The 16,682-nt window shown below is 71.4% G+C and carries 17 protein-coding genes; 8 read left to right on the top strand and 9 right to left on the bottom strand.

Translation table 11 applies throughout. The features are described from left to right. Positions 1–32: 32 nt before the first annotated feature. The 3 genes from HD595_RS01080 to HD595_RS01070 form a co-directional block, all read right to left on the bottom strand. Positions 33–245, bottom strand: a complete 213-nt coding sequence (locus tag HD595_RS01080) for a hypothetical protein (RefSeq protein WP_253765067.1) — start codon at positions 243–245, stop codon at positions 33–35. A gap of 277 nt (positions 246–522) precedes the next feature. Continuing rightward, entirely contained in the window at positions 523–1,329 is an 807-nt protein-coding gene (locus tag HD595_RS01075) for a serine/threonine-protein kinase (protein WP_175599181.1), read from the bottom strand. A gap of 56 nt (positions 1,330–1,385) precedes the next feature. Beyond that, positions 1,386–2,999 carry an MFS transporter gene (locus HD595_RS01070; protein WP_253765066.1) on the bottom strand — a complete coding sequence of 538 codons (1,614 nt, stop codon included), beginning with the start codon at positions 2,997–2,999 and terminating at the stop codon, positions 1,386–1,388. Between the two features lie 68 nt (positions 3,000–3,067). On the opposite strand from HD595_RS01070, the gene HD595_RS01065 reads away from it, so the two are divergent. The 3 genes from HD595_RS01065 (at position 3,068) to HD595_RS01055 (ending at position 5,689) form a co-directional block, all read left to right on the top strand. Then, a complete protein-coding gene (locus tag HD595_RS01065; RefSeq protein ID WP_253765065.1) occupies positions 3,068–3,727 on the top strand; it encodes an ArsR/SmtB family transcription factor in 660 nt (219 codons plus the stop codon). A gap of 213 nt (positions 3,728–3,940) precedes the next feature. After that, complete coding sequence (locus HD595_RS01060) at positions 3,941–4,159, top strand: tautomerase family protein (RefSeq protein ID WP_253765064.1); 219 nt, start codon at positions 3,941–3,943, stop codon at positions 4,157–4,159. Positions 4,160–4,804: 645 nt separating this feature from the next. Then, positions 4,805–5,689 (top strand): SAM-dependent methyltransferase, encoded by an 885-nt coding sequence (locus HD595_RS01055; RefSeq protein WP_253765063.1) that lies wholly within the window; start codon positions 4,805–4,807, stop codon positions 5,687–5,689. Positions 5,690–5,701: 12 nt separating this feature from the next. Here the strand turns inward: HD595_RS01055 and HD595_RS01050 are convergent, their stop codons facing one another. Next, positions 5,702–6,442, bottom strand: coding sequence for a metallophosphoesterase family protein (locus HD595_RS01050; RefSeq protein WP_253765062.1), 741 nt, complete (start codon positions 6,440–6,442; stop codon positions 5,702–5,704). Positions 6,443–6,622: 180 nt separating this feature from the next. On the opposite strand from HD595_RS01050, the gene HD595_RS01045 reads away from it, so the two are divergent. Beyond that, positions 6,623–7,126, top strand: a complete 504-nt coding sequence (locus tag HD595_RS01045) for a DUF6790 family protein (RefSeq protein ID WP_253765061.1) — start codon at positions 6,623–6,625, stop codon at positions 7,124–7,126. Here HD595_RS01045 and HD595_RS01040 read toward each other — a convergent pair. The 5 genes from HD595_RS01040 to HD595_RS01020 all read right to left on the bottom strand — a co-directional run bounded on the left by HD595_RS01040 (position 7,100) and on the right by HD595_RS01020 (position 12,513). Further along, positions 7,100–9,376 (bottom strand): ATP-binding cassette domain-containing protein, encoded by a 2,277-nt coding sequence (locus tag HD595_RS01040; RefSeq protein ID WP_253765060.1) that lies wholly within the window; start codon positions 9,374–9,376, stop codon positions 7,100–7,102. The two genes, HD595_RS01045 and HD595_RS01040, sit on opposite strands and share 27 nt — an antisense overlap. An 83-nt stretch (positions 9,377–9,459) precedes the next feature. Then, positions 9,460–10,659: a cytochrome P450 gene (locus HD595_RS01035; protein ID WP_253765059.1), complete on the bottom strand. Its 1,200-nt coding sequence runs from the start codon at positions 10,657–10,659 to the stop codon at positions 9,460–9,462. Further along, positions 10,656–11,429, bottom strand: a complete 774-nt coding sequence (locus HD595_RS01030; RefSeq protein WP_253765058.1) for a VOC family protein — start codon at positions 11,427–11,429, stop codon at positions 10,656–10,658. Before HD595_RS01030 ends, HD595_RS01035 begins: the two co-directional genes overlap by 4 nt. Next, entirely contained in the window at positions 11,426–12,265 is an 840-nt protein-coding gene (locus tag HD595_RS01025) for an SDR family NAD(P)-dependent oxidoreductase (protein WP_253765057.1), read from the bottom strand. Before HD595_RS01025 ends, HD595_RS01030 begins: the two co-directional genes overlap by 4 nt. After that, positions 12,262–12,513 (bottom strand): acyl carrier protein, encoded by a 252-nt coding sequence (locus HD595_RS01020; protein WP_175599166.1) that lies wholly within the window; start codon positions 12,511–12,513, stop codon positions 12,262–12,264. The genes HD595_RS01025 and HD595_RS01020 overlap by 4 nt, the downstream gene beginning before the upstream one ends. 218 nt (positions 12,514–12,731) lie before the next feature. On the opposite strand from HD595_RS01020, the gene HD595_RS01015 reads away from it, so the two are divergent. From HD595_RS01015 to HD595_RS01000, 4 genes are read left to right on the top strand one after another with little or no spacing between them, the layout of a single operon-like run. Further along, positions 12,732–13,142 (top strand): nuclear transport factor 2 family protein, encoded by a 411-nt coding sequence (locus HD595_RS01015; protein WP_253765056.1) that lies wholly within the window; start codon positions 12,732–12,734, stop codon positions 13,140–13,142. Beyond that, positions 13,139–14,572, top strand: a complete 1,434-nt coding sequence (locus HD595_RS01010) for an NDP-hexose 2,3-dehydratase family protein (protein ID WP_253765055.1) — start codon at positions 13,139–13,141, stop codon at positions 14,570–14,572. The genes HD595_RS01015 and HD595_RS01010 overlap by 4 nt, the downstream gene beginning before the upstream one ends. 7 nt (positions 14,573–14,579) lie before the next feature. Continuing rightward, positions 14,580–15,881: an activator-dependent family glycosyltransferase gene (locus HD595_RS01005; protein ID WP_253765054.1), complete on the top strand. Its 1,302-nt coding sequence runs from the start codon at positions 14,580–14,582 to the stop codon at positions 15,879–15,881. After that, positions 15,878–16,621: an SDR family NAD(P)-dependent oxidoreductase gene (locus HD595_RS01000; RefSeq protein ID WP_253765053.1), complete on the top strand. Its 744-nt coding sequence runs from the start codon at positions 15,878–15,880 to the stop codon at positions 16,619–16,621. Before HD595_RS01005 ends, HD595_RS01000 begins: the two co-directional genes overlap by 4 nt. The last annotated feature ends 61 nt before the right edge of the window (positions 16,622–16,682 follow it).

The raw sequence follows: 16,682 nt of genomic DNA, 5'->3' as shown, positions 1-16,682 counted from the left end.
CGCGCGCCCCCGCCGGTCCGGGTGTGTTCGGTTCAGGCGTAGAGGTACCAGCGGTCGTTCTCGTAGGAGCAGCGGAAGGACGTCCACCAGCCCCACTGGATGCCCAGGCTGCCGCCGTTGTAGCAGTCGGACTGCAGGTAGTAGACGTACCGGATGCTCTCGGCCTGCGCCGGCGCGGCCGTCATGGACAGGAGCACGCCGGTGGCCACGGCGGCGGAGACGAGTAGGGCCCGTACCTTGCGCATCCGATTCCTCCCAGGGGCATCGCACGAGGGACGCGCCGCGGATGGTCCGCGGACCGGCTCACGGGGTGGTGAGCGGTGATCGCACTATCGCACCCGCCGCCCGCGCGTGACAGGCGCGCGACCGTCCGGGGGAGTGGGGGCGGACCTGAGCAGGGCCGACGGGAGGACGGCGGCCGCCGGGCGTGAAACATTCATCGCGCGACCGGGATCGGGGGCGGCCCGTCTCGGGACGCCCGCCCGCGGTGGAACTGCCCGGACCGCTTTTGCCGGGATCGTTCTAGATGGCGGCCTGGTAGCTGCTGGCGCGCATGCCCGCCAGCAGGCCCGCCGTCTGCTCCGGCGTGAAGCGGCGTACCGGGTCGGGATGCAGCAGCCCCTCGATGAGCGGCCGCAGGACTCCGGCGCGGCGGGGCGGCGGGTAGCCGCCGCTGCGGGCCATGCCGAGCACCGTGGCCGCGTCCTGCCCCGGGTACGGCGGCTGCCCCTCCACCGCGCTGTACAGCGTCGCGCCGAACGACCACATGTCGGCCTCCTTGCTGGCCGGCCCGCCGTGCAGCCGCTCGGGCGCCATGAACGCGGGAGTGCCCCGCAGCCTGCGCGAGGTCGTCATCCGGATGTCGCCCTCCGCGGTGGCGATGCCGAAGTCGGTCAGCACCACGCGGTCGCCCGTCAGCATGACGTTCGCCGGCTTCACGTCGCGGTGCAGCACCCCCGCCTGGTGGGCCGTGCGTAACGCGGCGAGCAGGTGCTGGCCGATCGCGGCCACGGACTGGGCGGGCAGCGTGCCCACCTGTGAGAGCAACTGGTGGAGGGAGAGCCCGTCGAGGTACTCCATCACGATCCAGAGCTTGCCGCCCTCTTCGATGAGGTCGTGAACGGTGATGATGTTCGGGTGTGTGAGGCGGGCGGCCATCCTGGCCTCCCGGAGGACACGCCGGCGGACCATCTCGGCCTCACCGGTCAGCGTCAGCTCCTTGAGCGCGACCTCACGATGGAGTAGCTGGTCGAATGCCCGCCAGACGACTCCCATACCGCCACGACCGGCCTCCTCGGTCAGGAGGTACCGTCCGCCGATCTCCCGCATGCCATCCCCTCGTTGCCCGAGGTAATCATGTCATCTCGCCACCGGTCATAGTGTGCCTAAACAGACGCGGATGTGCGGCGAACTGAATGATCGCTGGTCAACGGCATGGAAATTGGACCTCGTGCGACACGCCACACCAGCCCGACGGCGGCCAGGGCGACGCCCGCGGCCCCCAGGAAGAGCACCGGCAGCCCCGCGAACTCGCTCAGCAGCCCGCCGAGCGCGGCCCCCACGGGCATCCCGCCCATTCCGACCAACCGGTACGCGGAGTTGACCCGGCCCAGCAGCGCGGACGGGATGAGCCGCTGGCGGATGGAGACCACGAGCACGTTCCCCACGGCGCCGGCGATTCCCCAGAGGACGGCCGTCGGGTAGAGCACCCACGCGACGGGCACCAGCACGGGCACCAGGTAGAGCAGGGCCGACACCAGCCACGCGACCACCAGGGTGCGGCCCTCGCCGAGCATCCCGGCCAGCCGCTCGGCCACCAGCGACCCGCCCACGGAGCCCACGGCCATCGCCGACATCATGAGGCCGTAACCCTCGGGGGCGAGCCCCACGCGCGACCCCGGGCCGACGAGCCAGAGGACGAGGACGCCGAAGTAGGCGGCGCTGACGGTGTTGAGCAGGCCGGCGGAGATCGCCAGGGTGCGCAGGAACCGGTGCGCCCAGAGGTAGCGCATCGCCTCCCGGATGTCCCGCCCGAGCCCACCGGTACGTGCGGCCTGCCTGCTCGTCCCGGCATCCGCGGCCTGCCTGCTCGTCCCGGCATCCGCGGCCTGTCCGCTCGTCCCCGCACCCGCGGCCTGTCCGCTCCTCCCGGCGCCCTCTCCGGAGCCCTTCGCGGTTCCCTCTTCGGCGCCTCTCCGGGCGCCTTGCCCGGTGCCTTCGCTGGCGCCTTCCTCGGTGCCTTCTCGGGCGCCCTCCCCGGAGCTTCCCTGGATGCCTTGCCGAGCGCTTTCCTCGGTGCCTCTCCGAGCGCCTTCCCCGGTGTCTTCGCGGGCGCCTTGTCGGGCGGCTTCCTCAGAGCGTTCCCCAGTGCCTCCCTCAATGCGTTCCCCAGCGCCTTCCTTGGCGTGTTCCTGGGATCTCGGGCGTGGGGAGAAGTTCCCCCGCATGCCGAGCAGCAACACCCCCGCCGCCCCGTACAGCAGCGCGGGCGCGCCCAGGACGGCGACCGGCAGCAGCGTGACCAGGAAGCCCGCCAACGGCGACCCGAGGAACTCGTTGCCGATCATCTGAGCGCTCACGACGCGGCCGTTGGCGGCCGTGAGCCGGTCCGACGGCACCGTCATGGGGAGCACCGACTGGGCGGAGGTGTCCGCGAAGACCTCCGACACCCCGGAGACCAGCAGGACCGCCAGCATCCCCCACAGGTTCAGCGTCCCGGTCAAGGCCAGCGCCCCGCCCAGCACCAGCACCCCGGCGCGGGCGGTGTTGGCGAGCACCATGATCCGCCGCCGGTCCACGCGGTCGGCGATCGCCCCGGCGTGCAGGGCGAACAGCAACCACGGCAGCGTGACCGCCGCTCCCACCAGCGAGACCTGCGTCGGTGACCTGGTCATCGAGACCGCCAGCAGCGGCGCGCCGACCTTCAGCACGCCGTCCGCCACGTTCGACAACGCCGTGGACGACCACAGGAACGTGAACGCGCGCCCGAGACCCGGCATGGTTCCCTCCGATAGTGTGTAAGGGAAAGTGTGCATAGATTTCTTTGCAAAGATAGGTGTGCACAGCGATGCGAAGCAAGAGCCATTCCGCGCGGACCCTCGACGCCAAGGCGCTGAAGTCGTTCGCCCACCCACTGCGCCTGCGCCTGTACGAGCTGCTCGACGAGCACGGCCCCTCGACGGCCACCCGCCTGGCCGCGCTGGTGGGGCAGAACACCGGCGCCACCAGCTACCACCTCAGGGAACTGGCCAGGCACGGCATGATCGAGACGGCGCCGGAGCTGGGCAAGGGCAAGGAGAAGTACTGGCGCATCGTGCCGGGCGGCTTCTCGTACGGGGAGCCGTCGCAGGACGACCCGGAGGCGGCGAGCGCGTTCTCGTTCCTGATCGACGACCTGATCCGGCAGCGCGGCGCCGAACTGGCGCGGTGGCGCGCGGAGGCGACGACGGCGCCCGAGGAGTGGGTCCAGGCCAGCGGCTTCGGCCGCCGATCGCTCCGGCTCACGCCGCAGGAGGCCGAGGACATGCGGGACGAGGTACTGGAGGTGCTGGACCGGTACCGCGTGATGGCGGATCAGCGGCAGGAACGCTCCGGGGGGAAGCCGGATCCGGCGCTCGGTCACGTGGTGGTGCACTTCGACACGTTCCCGGTGGGGTTGTCCGACGGCGCCGACGACGGCGCGGCGGGGCAAGGCAGCGAAGAGGGTTCGGACGCGGGGGTCCTTTAGGGAGGGCCGTCTGGCATGGAAGGTCCTCCAGGAGGGCCGTCCGGCGTGAGGGTCCTTTAGGGAGGGGCGTCTGGAATGGAGGAGCCTCCCGGCCGGTGGGGGGCGTGCTGGGTGGCCCGGGTGGAAGGTCTGTCGGGTTTGTTCGAGAGTCGCAGGGGGCATCTCCGCTGAGCGGCGCCGGGGGCCTGGCGTGCCGCGCGGGGAGGGGGACCCATGCCACTCGTCAGTGTGAAGGTCATCGAGGGCGTGTTCAGTGACGCCCAGAAGGCCGAGATGGTGGAGAAGCTGACCGACGCGATGGTCGAGATCGAGGGTGAGAACATGCGCCCCCTGACCCTGGTCATCGTCGAGGAGGTCAAGAGCGGCGACTGGGGCGTCGGCGGGAAGCCGATGACGACCGAGGACGTGAAGGCGGCGGCCGCGGGCAGGTGACATGCTCCCGGGATGAGTGCCCTTGACCGGCTTGATCCGGTCGGTTCACGGATCGGCTTGATCCGGTCGGCTCATGGACTGGCCTGGGCCGGTCAGCTCACGGATTGGCGGGTGCCCGTGTCCGCGGAGAGCTTGATGGCGTCGACAAGGCGGTGCAGTCGCAGGCCCGCGTCGTAGTACGGACGCTGTGCGAGCCGGTGCGGAGATAGCGGACCAGTCGGGCACACATCTGGGCCACGTTGAAGCCCTCCGCCGCAGGATGGAGGTCACGGACCCACCGGTATCGGCCGGAGATCGGCGACTCCCGTCATGTGGCGTCCGCGACGTCCGTCCCGAGCAGCCGCAGTTCACCGATCTGGATGCCCGCCGGGCCGCCCGCCGCCCCCACGTCGTCGCTCCGACATCCGCCGCCCCGGCATCCGTTGCGCCGCCGGGCGCCGTCCCACTGGGCGCTGCACCCGCGCAACCGGGCGCTGTGCCCGTGCAGCGCGAGGCCGCCCGCTCGCCTGACGCCTGAACGGGAAACCGGCGCAGAATCGTCGACTCATGACCAAGAGTGCGCATACTCTCGCTCTTGGTAATGGATGCGCAAAGTGTTTGCTACAGTACGGTGCGTATCCACGCCCTCTCCCGTAAGGAGTCCGCGTGCCCGACGCCCCCGCCTTCCCCGACGCCGGCCTAGACCTCGACCTCGACCTCGTGCTCCGGCTCGACCTCGACGTCGTCCAGACCAGCGACATCGCCGCCGCGGTCAGGGCCCAGGAGTGCGCGCTGCCCGAGCCGATCCTCGCCGACCCGTACGCGCACCTGTTCGTCGACGACGCCACCGTGCGCAGGGCGCGGGCGCTCGACCTGATCGGCATGACCCGTGGCGCCGTGGCCATCCGGGGCAGGTTCGGTGACGAGGTGCTGGCCGGGGCCGTGGCGCGCGGGGTGCGGCAGGTGGTGGTCCTCGGCGCCGGCTGTGACACCCGGGCCTGGCGCTGCGCCCTGCCGGCCGATCTCGTGCTGTTCGAGGTGGACGGCGACCCCCGGCGCCAGCGCGCCAAGGTGCGCATGCTGGCCGCCGCCGGGGCGCTCGCCCACCGTCACCACCGCGTGGTCACCGCCGACCTGACCCGCCGCTGGTGCGGGCAGCTCATGGAGGCGGGGTTCGACCCCGGGGCGCCCACCCTGTGGCTGGCCGAGGGCCTGACCTACTTCTTCGGCGGCACGGCCCTCGACCGGCTGGCAGCCGACCTGTCGGCCGTGTCGGCGCCCGGCTCGGCGCTGGCGGCCGACGTCACGGGGCCCGGCTACTACACCGCCGGCTACGGCGACCGGTTCTTCGCCTACATGCGCGCCCTCGGGGCCTTCAGCGGCCCCGTCGACCCGCGCGGGTGGCTGGGCCCGTACGGGTGGCGCGTCGAGACCTACGACAGCGGCATGCTGGCCGACGGCCGCTGCCCCTGGCTGCCCGGCCCCGTCCCGGAGCGGCTGCTGAGCTCACAGCACGGGTTCCTCTACGTTCACGCGCGCATGGAGGGGTGAGGGCGGGACTCGTCAGCGGCCTTCCATCTCGGCGAACACCGCCAGGGCCTCGGCGTCGGAGTGAATGGTCCTCACGTAGTCGGCCACCCATGTCTCGATCCCGTCGAAGCCGCTCTCCGCGATCAGCCGCCGCGCCGCCTCCTCCGCGTCGTACGGGTTGCGGCGCAGGGTCACCCCGCCGGTCTCGGAATCGAGCAGCGCCCAGTGGGCGCCGGCCGTGCCGTACGGCATGCCGATCGCGCCCGGGTTGACGACGAGCGTGCGGTCCACCAGTCGCACGAACGGCATGTGGGTGTTGCCCAGCACGACCGTGTCGGCGGTGACGCCGGCCAGGACCTCGGCCCATCGGTCGAGCGTGCTGTCGACGAGGATCATCTCGTCGTCCCGGCGTGGCGTGGCGTGGACGAACAGCGTGACGCCGAGCCGGCCGAGGTCGAGCACCTGCCGGTCGGGGAGCCCGGCGAGCAGGGCGACCTGGTCGTCGCGCAGCTGTCCGGCGGCCCATACCGAGATGGGGTACGGGACCGCCTTGCCCTGGGCCGCCTCGACCAGCTCGCGGTCGCCGTTGCCGTTGAGCCAGAGCGCCCGCTCGCCGAGGGACGTCAGGAGGTCGAGGGTCTCGACGGGTAGCGGGCCCGCCGCGATGTCGCCGGTGAGGACGAGCAGGTCGGCGGCGGCCACGTCGGGCTCGGCGAGCACCGCTTCGAGGGCGGGCAGGACGCCGTGGACATCTGACAGGACGGCTACGCGCATGCCCCTCACTATGGCCGGGCGCGGGGGCGGCGGTGCGCCGCGTTCGCGAGCAGCGATCAGCGCGTGCCCGGTCGCGGACGGTCCGGGCGCGCGGGGCGGCGGCGACGGATGCGTGGAGAGCGCCGCGACACGCCCCATCCGGTGCCCGGCGCCCCGCCGCCGGGTTCCTAGGGTGCTGACATGGCGTTCTTCGTCGTCACCTTCCTCGGCCTCGTCGTCGGCGCGCTGCTCCACAGCCTGCTCGACCGCGCCCCGGCGCGGCGCACCCGGCCCCGCGTGGTCGAGCTGTGGCTGCTGTGGTTCGTGGCCGGCGGCGGGGTGCTGTCGATGCTCGGCGGCCTGTCGCACATCGGCCCGTACGCGCCCGAGGTCGCCGACAGCATCGGATTCGCGCACAGCGCCTTCCAGTGGGAGGTCGGCTGGGCCGACATCGCCGTCGGCCTCATCGGCTTCCTGAGCATCTGGAACCGGGGGTCGTTCATGAACGCCGCCGTGATCGCCATGACCGTGCTCTACTGGGGCGACGCCATCGGCCATGTCATGCAGCTCGTCGCCCACGGCAACACGGCGCCCAACAACGTCTGGACCATCCCGACCGACATCCTGCAGCCGCTGGTCGCCGTCGTCCTGCTCCTCGTCCACCGCCGCTACCAGCGGTCAGGACTGGCGGCCGCCGTTCAGTGACGCGCGCAGGCACTCGGCCGTCAGCGAGTTCTCGGCGTCGAGCAGCGCGCGCGGCGTGCCCTCGAACATGATCTGCCCGCCCGAGCTGCCGCCGCGCGGCCCGAGGTCGATGACCCAGTCGGCGTTCTTGACGACGTCGAGGTTGTGCTCGATGACGATGACCGAGTTGCCGGTGTCGACCAGGTGGTTGATGACCGCCATGAGGCTGTCGATGTCTGACATGTGCAGGCCGGTGGTCGGCTCGTCCATGACGTAGACGGTGCCCTTCTTGCCCAGCTCGGTGGCCAGCTTGATGCGCTGGCACTCGCCGCCCGACAGGGTGTTGAGCGGCTGGCCGAGCTGGAGGTAGCCGAGCCCGACGTCCACGATCGAGCGCAGCGTCTCGGCGATCCTCGGCTCGCGGGCGAAGAAGTCGGCCGCCTCGGCCGCGCTCAGCGCCAGCACCTCGCTGATGTCGCGCCCGCGCAGCTTGTAGCTCAGGACCTCCTCGGTGAACCGCTTGCCCGAGCACACCTCGCACAGCGTGATCATCGGGTCCATGAACGCGAGGTCGGTGTAGATGACGCCCTCGCCCTGGCAGGCCGGGCACGCCCCGGAGGAGTTGAAGCTGAACAGCGACGCGCTGACCTTGTTGGCCCGGGCGAACAGCCGCCGGATCTCGTCCATGAACCCGGTGTAGGTCGCCGGGTTGGAGCGGCGGTTGGTGGTCACGGCCGACTGGTCGATGATGACCGCCGAGGGGTGCTGCTCGCGGAAGACCTTGTGGATCAGCGTGCTCTTGCCGGAGCCGGCCACGCCGGTGACGACCGTCAGCACGCCGGTCGGGATGTCCACGGTGACGTTCTTGAGGTTGTGCATCGTGGCGTTGGCGACGGTCAGGTGCCCGGTGGGCTGCCGGAACTCCTCCTTGATCGGCAGCAGCTTGCGCATGCAGGCTCCGGTGAGCGTGTCGGCCTGGTACAGGCCCTCGATGTCGCCCTGGTAGACGATCTCGCCGCCGTGGCGCCCGGCCTTCGGGCCGAGGTCTATCACGTGGTCGGCGATCTCGATGACGTCGCGGTCGTGCTCGACCACCAGCACGGTGTTGCCCTTGTCGCGGAGCTGGCGCATGAGGCTGGTCAGCTTGTAGACGTCGTGCGGGTGCAGGCCGATCGTCGGCTCGTCGAAGATGTAGGCGACCTCGACCAGGGAGCTGTTGAGGTGGCGGATCATCTTGATGCGCTGCGACTCGCCGCCCGACAGCGTCGAGGTCTCGCGGCTGAGGGTGAGGTAGTCGAGCCCGAGGTCGACCATGTGGCCGAGCCGTTCGAGCAGGTTGTCGCGCAACGTCGTCACCCGGGTCGAGGTGACCTCCCTGACGGCCTGCATCAGGTCGCCGATCTCCAGGGCGGAGAACTCGGCGATGTTGCGGCCGTTGATCTGGCAGGCCAGCACCTCCTTGTTGAGCCGCTGGCCGTTGCAGGTGCGGCAGGCCGACACCGACACGACGCGCTCCAGCGCGGTGCGGTTCTTGGCGCTCATCTCCTCGGGGCTCTTGCGGATGTAGAGCCGGTCGAACTTGGGGACGAGGCCCTCGTACTTGGAATTGATCTGGCCGCCCTGCCATTCGAGCGGGACGGAGCCCTCGGCGCCGTAGAGCAGCGCCTCCCATTCCTGCTTGGTGTAATCGCGGAGTTTCTTGTCGTTGTCGAACAGGCCGGAATTGGCGTACAACTTCCAGAACCATCCGCCGACCGCGAACGCCGGATGGTCGATGGCGCCCTCGTTGAGCGAGCGCGACTTGTCGAGGAGTTTGTCCAGGTCGAGCTGGACCCGCCGGCCCAGGCCCTCGCAGTCCATGCACATGCCGGCGGGGTCGTTGAAGGAGAAGGAGTTGGAGTAGCCGACGTAGGGCTCGCCGGCGCGGGAGAACAGCAGCCGGAGCAGCGCGTACAGGTCGGTGATGGTGCCGACCGTGGAGCGGGAGTTCCCGCCGATCCGCTTCTGGTTGATGATGATCGCGGTGGACAGGCCCTCGATGGTGTCCGCGTCCGGCTGCCCGTACTTGGGCAGCCGGTTGCGGACGAAGGCGGTGAACGTCTCGTTGAGCTGCCGCTGGGACTCGGCCGCGATGGTGTCGAAAACCAGCGACGATTTCCCCGATCCGGACACACCGGTGAAAACGGTGATCTCGTGTTTCGGCACCTCGACCGAGAGGTTCTTCAGGTTGTTCTCGCGGGCTCCGAGAATCGTGATGTACTTCGGCTGCATATCGTTCCCCGCCTCTGTATCCGAGTTACATGGCCTCCGTGTTCACGCTAGAGGAGAACCCGGTCACTTCCTGACCGCATATTTCAGCGGGGCCGCAACCAGGCGGGCAGCTCGGTCAGGCGCGCGGTCTGCGAGCCCTTGCGGCCCCAGCGCAGGTCGTCGAACGGCACGGCCAGCCGAGCGTGCGGGAAGTCGTCCCGCAGCACCTGGATCATGACCCGCGACTCGAGCTGCGCGAGCTGCTCGCCGATGCAGTAGTGGGCCCCGTCGCCGAAGGTCAGCCGGCGGCTCGCCGGGTCCTCGCGGTGCGCGTTGATGCCCTCGATGTCGATGAGGACCGGCGCGCCCGGCGGCAGCACCGCCCCGCCGAGCACCACCTCCTGCGCGGCGAAGCGCCACAGCGTGTACGGCACCGGCGGGTGCTCGCGCAGCATCTCCTCCACGAACTCGCCCGCGTCGGCGTCCTTCGCCAGGTGCCCGGCCAGGGTCTCGGCCAGCAGGAAGCCGAGGAACGAGCCCGTCGTGTCGTGCCCGGCGAAGATCAACCCCATGATCATGTAGACGAGCTTGTCGGGCGGCAGCTCGCCGAACTCGGCCAGCCCCCGCTCGTACAGCACCCTGGTCATGGTGTCGGCCGTGCCCTCCATCGCCGACCCGACCGCCTGGGAGAGCAGCTCCTCCAGCGACGAGGTGTCGTACTCCGCGTCGCTCGCGGTGCCCAGCGCGAGCTGCTTCATCGCGCTGACGGCCTTCCTGGCCATGATCGGGTCGGTCACCGGCACCCCGAGCAGGTCGGAGATCACCAGCAGCGGGAAGTTGTAGGCGAACCCGTCGATCAGCTCGGCCGGCTGCCCGGAGGCGTCCGAGGCGTCGGCCAGGTCGGTGAACAGGTTGCGGGCGATGGTGGTGACGCGGTCCGTGGACGCGGCCAGCCGGCGCGGGTTGAAGGCGGGGGCGTGGACGCGGCGCAGCCGCCGGTGGTCCTCGCCGTCCACCGCGATCAGCGTGTACGGCCGGTACTCGGGCTCGGGGTTGTCGAGCCCGTCCTCGATGCCGTGCCACGCCTCCGGCGCCAGCCCCGGGTCCTTGACGAAGCGCGGGTCGGCCAGCACCGACTTGGCCAGCGTGAAGTCCGTGACCACCCACACCGGGCCGCCCGCGGGCGCCTGCGCCCGCACCAGCGGCCCGCCGGCCCGCAGCTCGTCGTGCACCTGCGGCTTCTCCCGCATCGACTGCATCGGGCACTCGAACGGATTGACCTCGACCACCGGCTCGGCGCTCATGACACCACCGAGAACCCTGCGCCGTGCGGGTCGAGCAGGTCGGCCCGGCGCCCCAGCGGCGTGTCGGCGGGCGCGTTCTCCACGGAGCCGCCCAGCTCGACGGCCTTGCGCGCCGTCGCGTCGCAGTCCTCCACGCCGAACGTGACCGCCCAATACGGCCGCACCGCCCCGGTCTCGCCCAGCTTGCGCACGCCGCCCACGGTCTTCCCGGCCACCTGCCAGACGGGGGAGCCGTCTCCGGGCGCGGTGGTCAGGCCCAGCGTGTCGCGGTAGAACGCGGCCGAGCCCTCCACGTCCGTGGTGACCAGCTCCACCCAGCGCACCGAGCCCGGCTGCCCGATCAGCTCGGCCCCCTTCATGGCCATCGGCTCCCACACGGCGAACGCGGCGCCGGCCGGGTCGGCGTAGACGGCCATCTTGCCCAGGCCCATGACCTCCATCGGGGTCATGATGGTCTCGCCGCCGGCCTTCGGCGCCCGCTCGTTGAGCGCCTCGGCGTCGTCGGTGGTGAAGTAGACGGTCCAGATGGCCGGCATGCCGTGCTGCCCGTCCGGTCCGTACGGGCGGTGGTAGGGGGTGTCGATCTGGTGGTAGGCGACCGCCGCGACGAGCTTGCCGTCGCGGTGGAAGGTCGTGTAGCCGCCGGCCTCGGGCTCGCTGATCTCGGTCGCCGTCCAGCCGAGCAGCCCGGTGTAGAAGGCCACCGAGGCCGCCACGTCCGGCGAGCCCAGGTCGAACCAGGACGGCGAGCCGGGAGCGTAAGTGGTCACAATGATTCCCTTTCACTGATGGCGGCGGCGCTGGCGTCCCAGAGCCGCGTGGCGAGCTCGGGGTCGGCCGCCGGGCCCTTGACCGGGTGCGGCCGTCTGTCCATGTAGTAGCCGCCGGGCTCGATCCCCTCGGCCGGGGCCGTGGCCAGCCACAGCAGCGTGTCCGCGGCCCGGTCGGGGGTGCGCAGCAGCGGGTTGAAGCGGAAGTACCAGGACGCGATCGTGCCCCGGCCGATGAGCGTGCGGACCTCTCCCGGATGGAAGCTGGTGGCCAGCACGTCGGGCCAGCGCCGGGCCGCCTCGGCGGCGAACAGGATGCCGGCCAGCTTGGACGTGCCGTACGCCCGTCCCGCGCTGTAGCGGCCGCGCTCGGCCCTGAGGTCGCCGGGGTCCAGCCGGCCCGTGGTGTACGCGTCGGAGGAGGTGACGACGATCCGCCCGCCGGACAGCCGCTCGCGCAGGAGATGGGCCAGCAGGAAGCCGGACAGGTGGTTGACCTGGAACGTGCTCTCGAACCCGTCGGCCGTGACCGTGCGCGTCCGGAACATCGCGCCCGCGTTGCTCGCCAGCACGTCCACGTGCTCGAAGCGGCCGCGCAGGTCCTCGCCGGCGGCGCGCACGTCGTCGAAGCGGGCGAAGTCGGCCCGCACCCCGTACGGCTTGACCTGGCCGACCTCGGTCAGCTCGCTGAGGACGTCCTTGAGCCTGGCCGGGTCGCGCCCGACGGCGACCACCTCGGCCCCGCGGCGGGCGAAGCCGACGGCGGCCGAGCGCCCGATCCCCGAGGTGGCGCCCGTGACCACCACCGTGCGGCCGGCCATGTCCCGGGGGCTCACGCCCGTTCCAGCTCGCCGACGAACTCGACGAGCTCCTTGGGCGTGGTGATGTCGCCGAGCTCGCTGTCGGGCAGCTTGCGCCCGCACGCGCGCTCCACGTGGTGGACGATCTCCAGCAGCGCCAGCGAGTCGTAGCCGAGATCCTCGAACGTCCTGGTCTCGAACCCGTCGACCAGCTCGATCGTGTCGTCGTCGCCCGCGACCTGCCGCATGATCTGCTTCAGCTCGCCGAGACTGAACTGGGTCATCTTCCCGCCTCTTCGTCGTCGGCTGTTGCGTTCCGGGTGTCCCGGGGACGGCGCCCCGGTCGCGATCAGCTTGGCGACGCCCCGTGCAGTCACGCTGGAACGGCGATGGACTATCGCTTGTCAGGCGCCCCTCTAGCCGCGGACGGGATCGTGGGCCCGCACGACCGACTCCCGGAGGGCAGGCCGAGGTGGACGCACAGCACGTTGACACTCAGCACGTGGACGCTCAGTACGCGCAGGCGCAGCACTTCTACGCGCGCCAGATGCAGCTCCTGGACGCGGGATCGACCGACGAGTGGGCCGCCACGTTCACCGAGGACGGCGTCTTCGAGGTCGGCGACAGCGCGGTCCACGGATCGGAGGACATCGCCAGGGCGGCGCGCAAGGTCGCCGACGAGTTCGCGGCCGCCGGCGTCCAGCGCCGGCACTGGATCGGGATGCTGACCGTGACCCCCGGCGGCGACGGCGAGCTCACGGCCCGCAGCTACGCCCTGGTCCTGGAGATCCCGACCGGCGGCGAGGTGGTGGTCAGGCGCAGCACCGTGTGCACCGACCGGCTCGTCAGGTCGGACGGCCAGTGGCGGGTCAAGCACCGCAGGGTCACCCGGGACGGGCTGGACCCGGCATGACCGGCGCCCCGCCCACCTACGCCATCCGGTCGCGGCCCAACGGGCGGCTGACGGCCCGCATCGCGCGCTCCATGCTCGCCGGCGACGGGCTGGAGGCGTTCTGGTCCTGGTACACCGAGCGGGCCGCGCTCAGTGCCCACCGCGTGACGCGCATCCCGCTGGAGGAGCTGAGCGGCTGGAGCACCGACCCGGAGACGGGCGACATCGGCCACGACAGCGGCAAGTTCTTCAGCGTCACCGGCATCGACGTGCACATCCCGGGCGCGCCGGTGCCGCGCTGGAGCCAGCCCATCATCGTCCAGCCCGAGGTCGGCATCCTCGGCATCCTGGTCAAGGAGTTCGACGGGGTGCTGCACTGCCTCATGCAGGCCAAGTTCGAGCCGGGCAACGCCAACGGGCTGCAGCTGTCGCCCACGGTCCAGGCGACCAAGAGCAACTTCTCGCGGGTCCACCGCGGCAAGGCGGTGCCGTACCTGGAGTTCTTCCGCGACAGCGCGCGGCACGGGGTGCTGGCCGACGTGCTCCAGTCGGAGCAGGGCGCCTGGTTCTACCAGAAGCGCAACCGCAACATGATCGTCGAGGTGGACGGCGACGTCCCCGTGGGCGAGAACTTCATCTGGCTCACCTTCGGCCAGCTCCACCGGCTGCTGCGCGTGGAGAACCTGGTCAACATGGACACCCGCACGGTCCTGTCGTGCCTGCCGTTCACCAGCCAGGACAGCCATCCCCTGATCGTCATCCCGGAGGACGACTTCCACCAGGCGCTGGTGCGCTCGTGCAGCGCCGTCGAGGGCAGCCTGCACTCCATGCCGGAGATCCTGAGCTGGATCACCGGCATCAGGGCGCAGTCGGAGGTGGTCACCCGGGTCACGCCGCTGACGCGGGTGCCCCGCTGGCACCGCTCCGGCGGCGCCATCGTCCACGAGAACGGGCTGTTCTTCCGGGTCATCGGCGTGGACGTGGCGGGCGGCTCCCGCGAGGTCGCCTCGTGGAGCCAGCCCATGATCGAGCCGTCCGGCAACGGCATCGTGGCCTTCGTCGCGCGCCGGATCGACGGCGTCCTGCACGTGCTCGTGCACGCCCGCGTCGAGCCCGGCTACGTCAACGTGATGGAGCTCGCGCCGACCGTGCAGTGCACGCCCGGCAACCTGGGGGCGCTGCCGCTGGAGGCGCGCCCGCGCTACCTCGACGTCGTGCTGAACGCCCCGCCCGAGCTGGTCAGGTACTCGGTGCCGCTGTCGGAGGAGGGCGGCCGCTTCTACAACGCGGTCAACACGTACGCGGTGGTCGAGGCCGACGTCGACGTGGAGGACGGCGCCGACTACCGGTGGATGACCCTGCACCAGCTCGCCGAGCTGCTCAAGCACAGCAACTACCTCAACGTGCAGGCCCGCAGCCTGGTGGCCTGCCTGCACAGCCTGTCCTCGTGAAGGTGAGATGCCGATGCGTGTCCTGTTCACCACGTTCGCCGCGCCGTCGCACTTCTACGCCCAGGTCACCGTGGCCTCGGCGCTGCGCACCGCCGGCCACGAGGTCGTCGTCGCCAGCCAGCCGGACCTGGCCGAGACCATCGCGGCGGCCGGCCTGACCGCCGTGCCCGTCGGGCCGCCGCTGGAGATCGAGCCGGAGACGCAGAAGGCCACCTCCAGCTTCGCCGACGACCGCAACCTCGGCGGCCTGGCCATGAGCAACTCCCGCTACGACCCGTTCCCGTGGGAGCACGCGATCGGCATGTTCAGCGCGATGACCGCGTTCGTGTTCCAAAACGTGTGCGCCGAGCCGATGGTGGACGACCTCGTGGCGCTGGCCCGCGAATGGCGGCCGGACCTGGTGATCTGGGACCCGCTGACGCTGGCCGGGCCGGTGGCCGCCCGGGTCGTCGGCGCCGCCCACGCGCGGCTGCTGTTCGGGCCCGACCAGATGGGGCGCAACCGGACCCGTTTCCGCGCGATGCTCGACCAGCGGCCTCCCGAGCTGCGCGACGACCCGCTGGCCGAATGGCTCGACTGGACGCTCGGCCGCCACGGCGAGCGGGTCCGCGAGCGCGACGAGGAGCTGGTGCTCGGGCAGTGGACGATCGACCCGACGCCCGTCTCCCTGCGCATCCCGCTCGACCTGCACTACGTGGGCGTGCGCTACGTGCCCTACAACGGGCGCTCGATCCTGCCCGGCTGGCTGCGGGAGCCCGCGCCGTACCCGCGGCGGATCTGCCTGACGCTCGGCGTGTCGCTGGGCGAGGTGGAGGACGGCGGGACGGTCGCCGCCGGCGACCTGATCGCCGCGGTGGACGGGCTGGACGCCGAGGTGGTCGCCCTGCTGCCCGCCGACCTGCGCGAGCGGCTCGGCACGCTGCCGGACAACGTCCGGGCGGTCGACTTCGTGCCGCTCAACGCGCTGCTGCCGTCGTGCGACGCGATCGTCCACCACGGCGGGTCGGGCACGTTCATGACGGCCCTCGCCCACGGCGTCCCGCAGCTCATCGTGCCGGACATGATGTGGGACTCCATGGAGAAGGCCACCGGGCTGGCCAGGAACGGCGCGGGCGCCTACATCGAGGACCAGGACAAGATGTCGCCCGACGACCTGCGCGGGCGCATCGTCGGCCTGCTCGACGACCCGTCCTACGCCGCCGCGGCGGCGCGGATGCGGGCCGAGGTGGTCGGCATGCCCAGCCCCAACGACATCGTGCCGGTCCTCGAACGGCTCACGCTGCTGCACAAGGAGGGGAAGGCCGGATGACCAGGACGGCGATCGTCACCGGAGGCGGGTCGGGCATCGGCCGGGCCACCGCCCACGCCTACGCCGAGCGGGGCTGGGGCGTGCTCGTCGTCGGCCGCGACGCCGGCGCGCTCAAGGACACCGCGGCCGGCCACGACGGCATCCAGCCGTTCAGCGCCGACCTCACCGAGCACGGCGCGCCGGAGGCCGTGGCCGAGGCCGCGCGCCAGCGCTTCGGCCGGGTGGACGTGCTGGTCAACAACGCCGGGGCGGGCGTCTTCGGCCCGCTCGGCGGGCTCGACCGGGCCCAGGTGGAGGCGCAGGTGGCGATCAACCTGGTCGCGCCGGTCATGCTCACCCAGGCCGTGCTGGACGACCTGGCCGCCGCCGGGGGAGTGGTCGTCAACGTCAGCTCCGCCGGCTCCCTCGGGCTGCGCTCCTGGCCGCACAACGCCGTGTACGGGGCCACGAAGGCGGCCCTGGACCTGCTGACCCGGTCCTGGGCCGTGGAGCTCGGGCCGCGCGGGATCCGAGTGGTCGGCCTGGCCCCCGGCGTCGTCGACACGGCCGCCGGGGTCCGGGCCGGGATGTCCGAGGAGGACTACGCCGGGTTCCTGGAGGCCATGCGCGGGCGGGTGCCCGTGGGCCGGGTCGGGCGGCCCGAGGAGATCGCCTGGTGGATCGTCCAGATCACCTCGCCCGAGGCCGCGTACGCCAGCGGCACGGTGTTCGCCATCGACGGCGCCCTGTCCGTCACCTGAGCGCCCCTGTCCGTCACCTGAACGGCCTGCCCGCCACCTGAGACCGCGAAGCGGGCCGCGC

It is taken from the genome of Nonomuraea roseoviolacea subsp. carminata (genome assembly GCF_024172185.1).
In the GTDB taxonomy this organism is placed as follows: Bacteria; Actinomycetota; Actinomycetes; order Streptosporangiales; family Streptosporangiaceae; genus Nonomuraea; species Nonomuraea roseoviolacea.
This window is presented reverse-complemented; position numbering and strand designations above follow the sequence as displayed.

Coding starts and splice junctions, on each gene's coding strand:
- HD595_RS01080 (WP_253765067.1), bottom strand. CDS start 245: ATGCGCAAGGTACGGGCCCTACTCGTCTCCGCCGCCGTGGCCACCGGC.
- HD595_RS01075 (WP_175599181.1), bottom strand. CDS start 1,329: ATGCGGGAGATCGGCGGACGGTACCTCCTGACCGAGGAGGCCGGTCGT.
- HD595_RS01070 (WP_253765066.1), bottom strand. CDS start 2,999: ATGCCGGGTCTCGGGCGCGCGTTCACGTTCCTGTGGTCGTCCACGGCG.
- HD595_RS01065 (WP_253765065.1), top strand. CDS start 3,068: ATGCGAAGCAAGAGCCATTCCGCGCGGACCCTCGACGCCAAGGCGCTG.
- HD595_RS01060 (WP_253765064.1), top strand. CDS start 3,941: ATGCCACTCGTCAGTGTGAAGGTCATCGAGGGCGTGTTCAGTGACGCC.
- HD595_RS01050 (WP_253765062.1), bottom strand. CDS start 6,442: ATGCGCGTAGCCGTCCTGTCAGATGTCCACGGCGTCCTGCCCGCCCTC.
- HD595_RS01045 (WP_253765061.1), top strand. CDS start 6,623: ATGGCGTTCTTCGTCGTCACCTTCCTCGGCCTCGTCGTCGGCGCGCTG.
- HD595_RS01040 (WP_253765060.1), bottom strand. CDS start 9,376: ATGCAGCCGAAGTACATCACGATTCTCGGAGCCCGCGAGAACAACCTG.
- HD595_RS01035 (WP_253765059.1), bottom strand. CDS start 10,659: ATGAGCGCCGAGCCGGTGGTCGAGGTCAATCCGTTCGAGTGCCCGATG.
- HD595_RS01020 (WP_175599166.1), bottom strand. CDS start 12,513: ATGACCCAGTTCAGTCTCGGCGAGCTGAAGCAGATCATGCGGCAGGTC.
- HD595_RS01010 (WP_253765055.1), top strand. CDS start 13,139: ATGACCGGCGCCCCGCCCACCTACGCCATCCGGTCGCGGCCCAACGGG.
- HD595_RS01005 (WP_253765054.1), top strand. CDS start 14,580: ATGCCGATGCGTGTCCTGTTCACCACGTTCGCCGCGCCGTCGCACTTC.
- HD595_RS01000 (WP_253765053.1), top strand. CDS start 15,878: ATGACCAGGACGGCGATCGTCACCGGAGGCGGGTCGGGCATCGGCCGG.